Source organism: Plantactinospora sonchi (assembly GCF_036422035.1).
GTDB lineage: Bacteria > Actinomycetota > Actinomycetes > Mycobacteriales > Micromonosporaceae > Plantactinospora > Plantactinospora sonchi.
Genome location: NZ_JAZGQK010000034.1, coordinates 136,349 through 144,916, shown reverse-complemented (window position 1 = coordinate 144,916; position 8,568 = coordinate 136,349). Strand labels below are relative to the sequence as shown.

Below are 8,568 nucleotides of genomic sequence, written 5' to 3'. Positions count from 1 at the left end.
GTCAGAAGGGGTAGGGGTAGGGTGCGTCGTTGCCGTAGTCGAAGTATTTGTCGGCGACGCCGCCGGTGACGGTGTTCTTGAGGTGCCAGCGCCAGACGCGGTTTTCGAAGTTCTGGATGATGCCGGGTTCGGTGGCGGTGGTGGTGCCGTTCCAGTTGCCGGGGATCGGGTAGGTGCCGTGGCTGCCGTAGGTGAAGTCGAGGTCGGAGTTGCCGTCGGTGGGGTCGAGGTCGTTTTTCAGGTACCAGTGGCGGGGTCCGTCGGTGTCGTCGACGACGGCGGGGGTCCAGGTGCCGTCGCCGTTCCAGTCGCCGGTGACCGGCCAGGTGTTGGCGTTGCCGTAGCGGAGGGTGTGGTTGACGCCGCCGGCGCTGTTGTCGTTGCGTAGTTCCCATTTCCAGGCGCCGTTGTCTTTGGAGACGACTCCTGGGGTGGTGGTGCCGTTGTCGTCCCAGTCGCCGGTGACGGGGATGTAGTCTTTGCCGCCGAAGAGGAAGTCGACGTCGGATTCGCCGCCTGCGAGGGTGTTTTTGAGGTACCAGCGGCGGGAGTTGTTTTCGTTGGCGACGACGCCGGGTGTCCAGTAGCCGTTGCCGTCCCAGTCGCCGGCGACGGGGGTCATGTGGGCGTCGCCGTAGCGGAACGTCAGGTCGCCGTTGCCGCCGCTCTGGGTTCGTTTGATGTGCCATTCCCAGACCGAGCCGGTGCGGCGTACCAGTGCGGGTGTGGACATGCCGGTCCTGAACCAGTCACCCGCCAGCGCGAACGCCGGTGGGTTGTTGCGGTTCCGCCACTCCGCCACGGTTTCCCCGCGGAGGACGCTGAGCAGCGCCTCCTTGTTGTCGTAGCTGGTCACCTTGTCGCGGTCCTCGCTGAGGTGGATGTGCCACAGGTGCGTGTCGTCGTTGGTCACGGCCGCCCGGTCGTACCGGAAGTCCCAGCCCTCGACGGTGCTGTCGGTGTCGGTCTGGCCGTAGAACTCCCGCCAGCCGTCCAGCCGCGGATCGTTCGGGTCCTTGCCGGAGGCCATCAGACGGTTGGAGAAGCGGGCGATGTTGGTGTAGTTGGGGGCGGCGGGCACCATGCTCGCCGGCGGTGGGGCCAGGTCCGCGTGGGCGTGGTCGCCGTCGGTGGAGGTCGAGAGGCTGTACGCCTCCGGGAAGGTCCAGTCGTAGGCGGCGGCCTTGTCCGACGGGCCTCCCTTGTCCTCGGCATCCCGGACGGAGTAGTTGTCCGAACTGTTGGCGGCACGGGTGTTGTGGTAGCCGGGCTTGTCGGCGTAGATACCGGCGTACCGGGAGCCGGACTGGAGGGCCAGGAGGTCCTCCATCAGCGACCAGGAGGCGTCGGTGATCCTCGACGGGATCGGGTTGGCGGCGATGGCCGGGGCAGGCGTCACCACGACGCCGACGACACCGGCGACGAGCATCGCCGAGGTGGCCACGGCGTACCCACGGCGCATCCGTGGTCCCGGCCTCCGTGCTGACAGGATGTCGCGTATCGAAAGACGCATCAGGTTCCTTCTCGGGGAATGTCGATGACTCGCGTCGGCGTGGTCAGAAGGGGTAGGGGTAGGGTGCGTCGTTGCCGTAGTCGAAGTATTTGTCGGCGACGCCGCCGGTGACGGTGTTCTTGAGGTGCCAGCGCCAGACGCGGTTTTCGAAGTTCTGGATGATGCCGGGTTCGGTGGCGGTGGTGGTGCCGTTCCAGTTGCCGGGGATCGGGTAGGTGCCGTGGCTGCCGTAGGTGAAGTCGAGGTCGGAGTTGCCGTCGGTGGGGTCGAGGTCGTTTTTCAGGTACCAGTGGCGGGGTCCGTCGGTGTCGTCGACGACGGCGGGGGTCCAGGTGCCGTCGCCGTTCCAGTCGCCGGTGACCGGCCAGGTGTTGGCGTTGCCGTAGCGGAGGGTGTGGTTGACGCCGCCGGCGCTGTTGTCGTTGCGTAGTTCCCATTTCCAGGCGCCGTTGTCTTTGGAGACGACTCCTGGGGTGGTGGTGCCGTTGTCGTCCCAGTCGCCGGTGACGGGGATGTAGTCTTTGCCGCCGAAGAGGAAGTCGACGTCGGATTCGCCGCCTGCGAGGGTGTTTTTGAGGTACCAGCGGCGGGAGTTGTTTTCGTTGGCGACGACGCCGGGTGTCCAGTAGCCGTTGCCGTCCCAGTCGCCGGCGACGGGGGTCATGTGGGCGTCGCCGTAGCGGAACGTCAGGTCGCCGTTGCCGCCGCTCTGGGTTCGTTTGATGTGCCATTCCCAGACCGAGCCGGTGCGGCGTACCAGTGCGGGTGTGGACATGCCGGTCCTGAACCAGTCACCCGCCAGCGCGAACGCCGCGGCCGGCGGACTCCAGAGCGCGTTGACGATGATCTGCGCGTCCGACGCCTGTACCTGGTACTTGTCCGGGTAGGCCGAGACCTGTACGGCCTGGCAGACCTCACCGATCGGCGCGCTGGCCCAGGAGTTGTTCGGGTAGAGACGGATCATCTTGTCCAGGAACGCGTTGGTGGCCCAGGCGGGGTTGAGCCGCTGTGCACGGGTGCCCCAGGAGGCACGTTGCTGGAACAGTCCGAGGCTGTCGTGGTCGACCTCCTCGCTGATGTTCTGCAGGTGGGTCTCGACGATGACGGTGGCGATCGCGATGACCCCGGCGCGCGCGGCGAGGCCGCGGGCCCGTACCGCCTCGACGACCTCGCGGGCGCAGGAGACCCGGTAGGCGGTCAGGTAACCGCGCATGTCGGAGTTCACTTGTGAGTTGAGTTGGGTCGCCAGGGCGGCGTCGGTGGGTGTGGGACCGTTCGGGTCGCAGGCGACCGTCTCGTATGCCGCGCTCAGTGGGGCCAGCGCAGGCGGCCCGGCCGAGTCGGCCGAGGTGCCGGACGCGGCCGCCGGACCGGCGGCGACCAGGGCGGTCGCGGCCAGTGCCACGGTCACACCGACCTGGCGCATTCGCGGCAGGACGCCGCTCACAAGAATCGTTCCATTCGATCGAGCCTCCGGTGGAGAGCCGGCCCCCCGTGGACCGGTCGTGGCCTACAGCCTCCCGGAGGCGGCTGGACGGAGACTGCCGGTACCTCACCGGTACCGCCGGAGGCCCCCACCACCCGTCGTGGTCGGTACGACCGACCGGGCCGGTGGCGGGCGGGACCCGGGGGGACGTCGGTGCGGCCGCGCCGTACCGGCCGTCGGGCGGCGAACCTCGGCGACGCCGGGCGGACGCGCCTACCGGGGCACGTCCACCGGTACGACGGTGCCGAGCCGCTCGGCGAGCGCGGCCGCCTCCGGTGTGCCCAGTTCCTCGTACAGCCGGTGAGCCTGGGTCAGCAGGACCCGCGCCGTCGGGTCACCGGCCCGTTCGGCCGCGGCGGCGAGGGCCACCAGCGCGCGGGCCCGTAGCGCCGGCACCTGCTCGTCGGTCCAGTAGCGCAGGGACCGTTCAAGACGGTCGACCGCCCCTTCGGCACCCCGCCGTACCTCGACCTCGCCGAGACTCAGCTCGGTCAGCGCCAGACCCCAGTCGTAGCCCCGGTCCCGGAAGATGGCCGCCGCGGTGGACAACGTCTCCTCGGCCTCCGCCGTACGCCCGGGGTCGTGGGCGAGTGACTCGCCCAGCGCCCGAAGGCTCTGGGCGGTACCGATCGGGTCGCCGATCCGCGCGAAGAGTTCGGCGGCCCTCCGGGCGGCCTGGCGCGCCTCGCCGTCCCGACCTCGGGCCAACAGCGCGCCGGCGAGGCCCCGCAGCGCGTACGCCTGACTGAACGGGTCACGACACGACCGGGTGATGGCGATCGCGGCACGGATCACCCGCACGGCCTCGTCGAGTTCACCCCGCTGGCGCAGCACGAATCCGAGGCTGGTGAGCGCCCGGGCCTCGGCCGGACGCCTGCCGGCGCGTCCCAGCGCCTCGGCGGCGGCGCGCAACTCGGTCTCGGCCTCGCCGAGCCGGCCGGTCAGTCCGAGTACGTAGCCGAAGTCCTTGCGGGCCATCGCCACACCGACCTCGTCGCCGAGGTCTCCGGCCAGGTCCCGGGCGGCCTCCAGGGTCGACAACGCCACGTCCGACGGGTCGAGTTCGACCAGGCTGCTGCCGACGCCTCGGAGCATCGCCGCCTCACCGACTCGGTCACCGGCCCGGCGGCAGCATTCCAGTGCCACCCCCAGCACCCGGTGCCAGTCGTCGTAGTAGCCGCGCAGCTCGTAGAAGTCGGCGCTGCTCCCGGCCAGCGCGCGCGTGACGGGGGCCAGGCCCGCGTCGGCGCACACCCGTACCAGTGCGGCCAGCGCCTCCCGCTCGGCCTCGAACCACTCGACGGGGCGGCCGGTGGCGATCGCGGTGACCCGGGGATCGGCGGCGGTCGCCGGATGGCTCCGGTCGTCGAGGTGGAACCGTTCGCAGTGCAGCCGGTCCTGTGCCTGCCGGGCGAGGGCCAGCCAACCGCCCGCGGTGCGGTCCAGCGCGGCGGTCCACCCGCCATCGCCGGTCTCCTCCCGCTGACGCTCCCGGGCGAACAGCCGGGTCACCGCATGGAACCGGTACCGGGGCTGACCGGCCCGGTCCGGGCCGAGGGCGTCCAACAGCCGGGCGTCGAGCAGTTCCTCGAGGACGGCGGCGCCGACGTCCGGGGCACAGTCCAACAGCGTGGCGACCGGCCAGCCGGGAAAGGTCGGTACGTTCAGTGCGCCGAGCAGCGTGAACGCCCGGGCGGCGGCCGGGGTCAGGCCGTGGTACGCGAGCTGCAGACCCGGACGTACGGCGAGATCACCGTGGCGCAGTTCGTCGAGCCGACGCCGCTCGTCGGAGAGCCGCTTGCTGAGCGTTTCGACCGTCCAGTGCGGCCGCGCGGCGAGTCGTGCCCCGGCGACCCGGACCGCCAGGGGAAGCCCGCCGCACACGGTGGCGATCTCGGTGGCCGCCACCGGTTCGGACCGTACCCGGTCCGCGCCGGCTATCCGGGTGAGCAGGTCGAGCGCCGCCGCGGTGGACAGCGGCCGCAGGTCGACAGTGGTCACGCCGGGCAGCCCCGTCAGGGGAAGGCGGCTGGTCACCAGGACGGCGGTGCCCACGGGGGCCATGAACGGCTCGACCTGGCGGTGGCCGTCGGCGTCGTCGAGGACGATCAGCACCCGTCGTCCGGCCAGCCGGGTGCGGAACAGGCCCGCCCGCGCGGCCACTCCGGGCGGCAGTGCCGAGCCGTCGGTGCCGAGCACCTTCAGGAAGTGCGCGAGCACCTCGGCCGGGTCGACCGGTTGGCCGTACTCGTCCCGCAACGTCGCGTACAGCTGTCCGTCCGGGAACCGGGGCGCGAGCCGGTGCCCGGCGTGCACGGCCAACGCCGTCTTGCCGACACCCGCGGGGCCGGAGATCACGGCCAACCGCGCGGCTCCGGACGCCGGATCGAGCACCCTGCCGAGCAGCGCGGCCTCGTCGTCGCGGGCGACGAAATCGGAGAAGGCGGCAGGCAGTTGGCGCGGCGTGGCGACGGCTGGCACGGCCAGGCTCGGCTGACCTTCCGCCGCGTGACGACCGGGCCGGTTGGCCCAGAAGATCGCCCGACCGGCGTCGACGAACTCCGTCCGGGCGTCCCCGGTCAGCTCCAGCGCCGTCGCCAACTGCTCGACGGTCCGTGGCCGAGGGCCGCGCCCCCGGTCGCGTTCCATCTCACGGACGGAACGGGAACTGATCCCCGCCCGTTCGGCGAGTTGCTCCTGGGTGAGCTGACGGGAAAGCCGGTGCTGCCGGAGCAGCACGGCGAACTCCTCCACCAACGTCAAAGACCTCCCCGTGATGCCAGCAGGGTAGCCGAACGTCCGGCAGAACGTCCGGTCGAAGCTCCTGGCCGGAAAGAGATCCGCGAGCTTTGATGAGCCAGCTGGTCCGGGACACCACGACCAGTGCGATGAGGAGGATCGCGGTGATCCGTACGACGCACGCCGTCGCCGGCCGGCCGGCGACGGCGTGTCGCCGAACCAGCGGTCCGGCCACCGCACCCGCGCTGGGCGGGTGGCGGTGAACCGGGTCCCGGACCGGTGGCTCCCGGGCGGGACCCGGGGGCGGACGGAGCGGAGGGGTGATGTCCACCCCGACGGTCGTACCGGGGTCGCTCCGGGCACCACCACCGGCGATTCCGTCGGGTCTCCGGGTACGGCGTCCGCGCTGTCACCGGAGCGACAACGGGGGTTGACGACATGATCGATATGGTGAGTGGGCCCGGGACGACCTTCGCCGAACTACTGAGGAGGCACCGGTCGGCGGCGGGCCTGACCCAGCGGGAGCTGGCCCGCCGGGCGGGGCTGAGTACCACCGCGGTGCGGGACCTGGAGCAGCGCCGTACGTGGCGACCGACCGAGCGTTCGGTGTCCCGGCTGTGCGCCGCGCTGCAACTCGGGCCGCGACCGGCCGCGGCGCTCCGACGCGCCGCGGCCAGCGGGACCGACCGGACATCCACGAAGGACCGGCCGGCGCCCGGCGGGCGTCCGGTGGTCTCCATCCTGGGGCCGCTTCGGATCCAGCGTGGCACCGAGGCGGTCGACCTCACCTCGGCGCGCCAACGTGCCCTGCTCGCCCGGCTGGCCATGTCACCGGGGCGGACGGTCGGCCGGGCCGACCTGCTGAAGGTGCTCTGGGAGGGCGAGCAGCCGGAGTCGGCGGTCAACCTGCTGCACACCTATGTCGCCCGGCTGCGCCGGCTCCTCGACCCGGTCCCCGCCGGCAGGGCCGCCACCAGCACGCTGGTGCACGCGCCCGGCGGTTACCGACTCGACCTCGACGAGGACCAGCTCGATCTGCTCCGCTTCCAGCGGCTCGTCCGGGAGGCCACGGAGGCGGGGGTACCCGCGCGGGCGGTCGCCCGGCTGGCTGACGCCCTGGCGTTGTGGCGTGACGATCCGCTCGGCGACGTGGACATGCTGGCCGGGCATCCCGCCGTCGCGTCCCTGACCGCGTGGTTGACCCTGGCGGCGCTGCGCTACGCCGACCTGCTCGACGAGCGTGGCGACTACGCCACGGTGGTCAACGCGCTGCGCCCCATCGCGGCCCGCTGCCCGCTCGACGAACAGGTGCACGCCCGGTTCATCCTCGCCCTCGGCGCGACCGGCCGGCAGAGCGAGGCGTACGCCGAGTACAACGGGATCGTCCGCCGCCTGGCCGACCAGCTCGGTGCGGATCCCGGCACCGAACTGCGTCAGTACCATCAGCGGCTGCTCCGGCAACAGTGGACGGGCAGTCGGCGCGTGACGGCGTGGGCCGAGTTCCGCGTGGTCGTACCGGTGCCGAGCCAGGCCCCGGCACCGGTGGCCGACTTCACCGGACGGGCCGACGAGTTACGCCGACTCGGCGAGGCCCTGGTCCCGTCGGCGGGCAGCGTCGCCCGGCCGTCGTCGCGGGTCTGTGTCGTCGCCGGCCCGGCCGGGATGGGCAAGACCGCGCTCGCCCTGGTGGCGGCGGAGCGGCTGGAGGCGGCCTTCCCGGACGGGCAGCTCTACGCCGACCTGCGTGGCGGGTCGACCCGGCCGGCCACGACCGGCGAGGTACTCACCCGGTTCCTGCTCGGGCTCGGCGTGACCGACGGTCGGGTGCCGGGTGACGAGGAGAGCGCCGCGGCTCTGTTGCGCAGTCTGCTGGCGGCCCGCCGAGTACTGATCGTGCTCGACGACGCGCGGGACGCCGCCCAGGTGCGTCCCCTGCTGCCCGGTCGGGGTGGCAGCCGGATGCTGGTCACCTCGCGGAACCGGCTCGTCACCCTGGAGGGCGCACGGCGGCTCGACCTGACCACCCTGGGTACCCAGGAAGCGCTGGACCTGCTCGCCGAGAGCGTCCCGTCGAAACGGTCGGGCGGCGGTGACCGCGCCGCCCTGGCGGTCGTGTCGGCGTGCGGACATCTTCCACTGGCGCTCCGCATCGTCGGGCTGCGCCTGGCGACCCGGCCCCACGACACGCTCACCGACCTGAGCCGTCGCCTCGCCGACCCGGATCGCCGATTGGACGAGCTGCGCGTCGGTGACCTGGACCTGCGTGCCGCCTTCCGGTCCAGCGTCGAGCGGTTGCCGGCGGCGACCGCCCGGACGTTCCGGCTCCTCGCGGTGGCACCCGGCCCACTCCCGGGTCTGGAGGCCGTCGCGGCGCTGCTGGACCGACCCGTGGCGGTGGTGGACGAGGAGCTGCACCAGTTGGTGGACGCGGGCCTGCTGCCCGTCGCCGGCCCCGGCCAGATCCGCCTGCCCGAGCTGCTCCGGTCGTACGGGCGCGAACTCGCCCAGTGCCAGGAGTCGGTGGGGGAGCGGGCCGCCGCGATCGCCCGGCTGGCCGCCTGGCGGGACGCCCTGGCACTCCGGCTGACCCGGGCAGGCATCCGGAACGTGGCGCAGCGGACCCCGTCATGGCGATCTGTCGACGCCGAGGTGCGTCGGGTCGCGGAGGCGGGCGGGAGAGAGGTCCCGCACACCGGGAGCGGGGTGCTCGCGATCGGTCGTCAGGCCGGCTGAGCCGACGTCGCGACGGCGGGCAGCCGGTCGCGCGTACGACAGGTCCGTCGCGGCGGCAGGTCGTGGAGGAACGGGTACCCGGATCGTCGACCGACAC

4 protein-coding genes and 1 pseudogene are annotated in these 8,568 nt (G+C 72.2%); 2 read left to right on the top strand and 3 right to left on the bottom strand.

Annotation, left to right across the window (positions count from 1 at the left end):
* Positions 1–787: 787 nt before the first annotated feature.
* The 3 genes and pseudogenes from V1633_RS32195 to V1633_RS32185 form a co-directional block, all read right to left on the bottom strand.
* A pseudogene (locus V1633_RS32195) lies at positions 788–1,462 on the bottom strand (hypothetical protein); the annotation flags it as partial.
* A gap of 94 nt (positions 1,463–1,556) precedes the next feature.
* A complete protein-coding gene (locus V1633_RS32190; protein ID WP_331218086.1) occupies positions 1,557–2,939 on the bottom strand; it encodes a hypothetical protein in 1,383 nt (460 codons plus the stop codon).
* A gap of 273 nt (positions 2,940–3,212) precedes the next feature.
* Positions 3,213–5,753, bottom strand: a complete 2,541-nt coding sequence (locus V1633_RS32185) for an ATP-binding protein (RefSeq protein WP_331218090.1) — start codon at positions 5,751–5,753, stop codon at positions 3,213–3,215.
* Positions 5,754–5,851: 98 nt separating this feature from the next.
* Between V1633_RS32185 and V1633_RS32180 the strand changes: the two genes are divergently transcribed.
* A complete protein-coding gene (locus tag V1633_RS32180) occupies positions 5,852–6,001 on the top strand; it encodes a hypothetical protein (RefSeq protein ID WP_331218085.1) in 150 nt (49 codons plus the stop codon).
* A 175-nt stretch (positions 6,002–6,176) separates the two neighbouring features.
* On the top strand, positions 6,177–8,471 hold the full coding sequence (locus V1633_RS32175; RefSeq protein ID WP_331218084.1) for a BTAD domain-containing putative transcriptional regulator: 2,295 nt from the start codon (positions 6,177–6,179) through the stop codon (positions 8,469–8,471).
* The last annotated feature ends 97 nt before the right edge of the window (positions 8,472–8,568 follow it).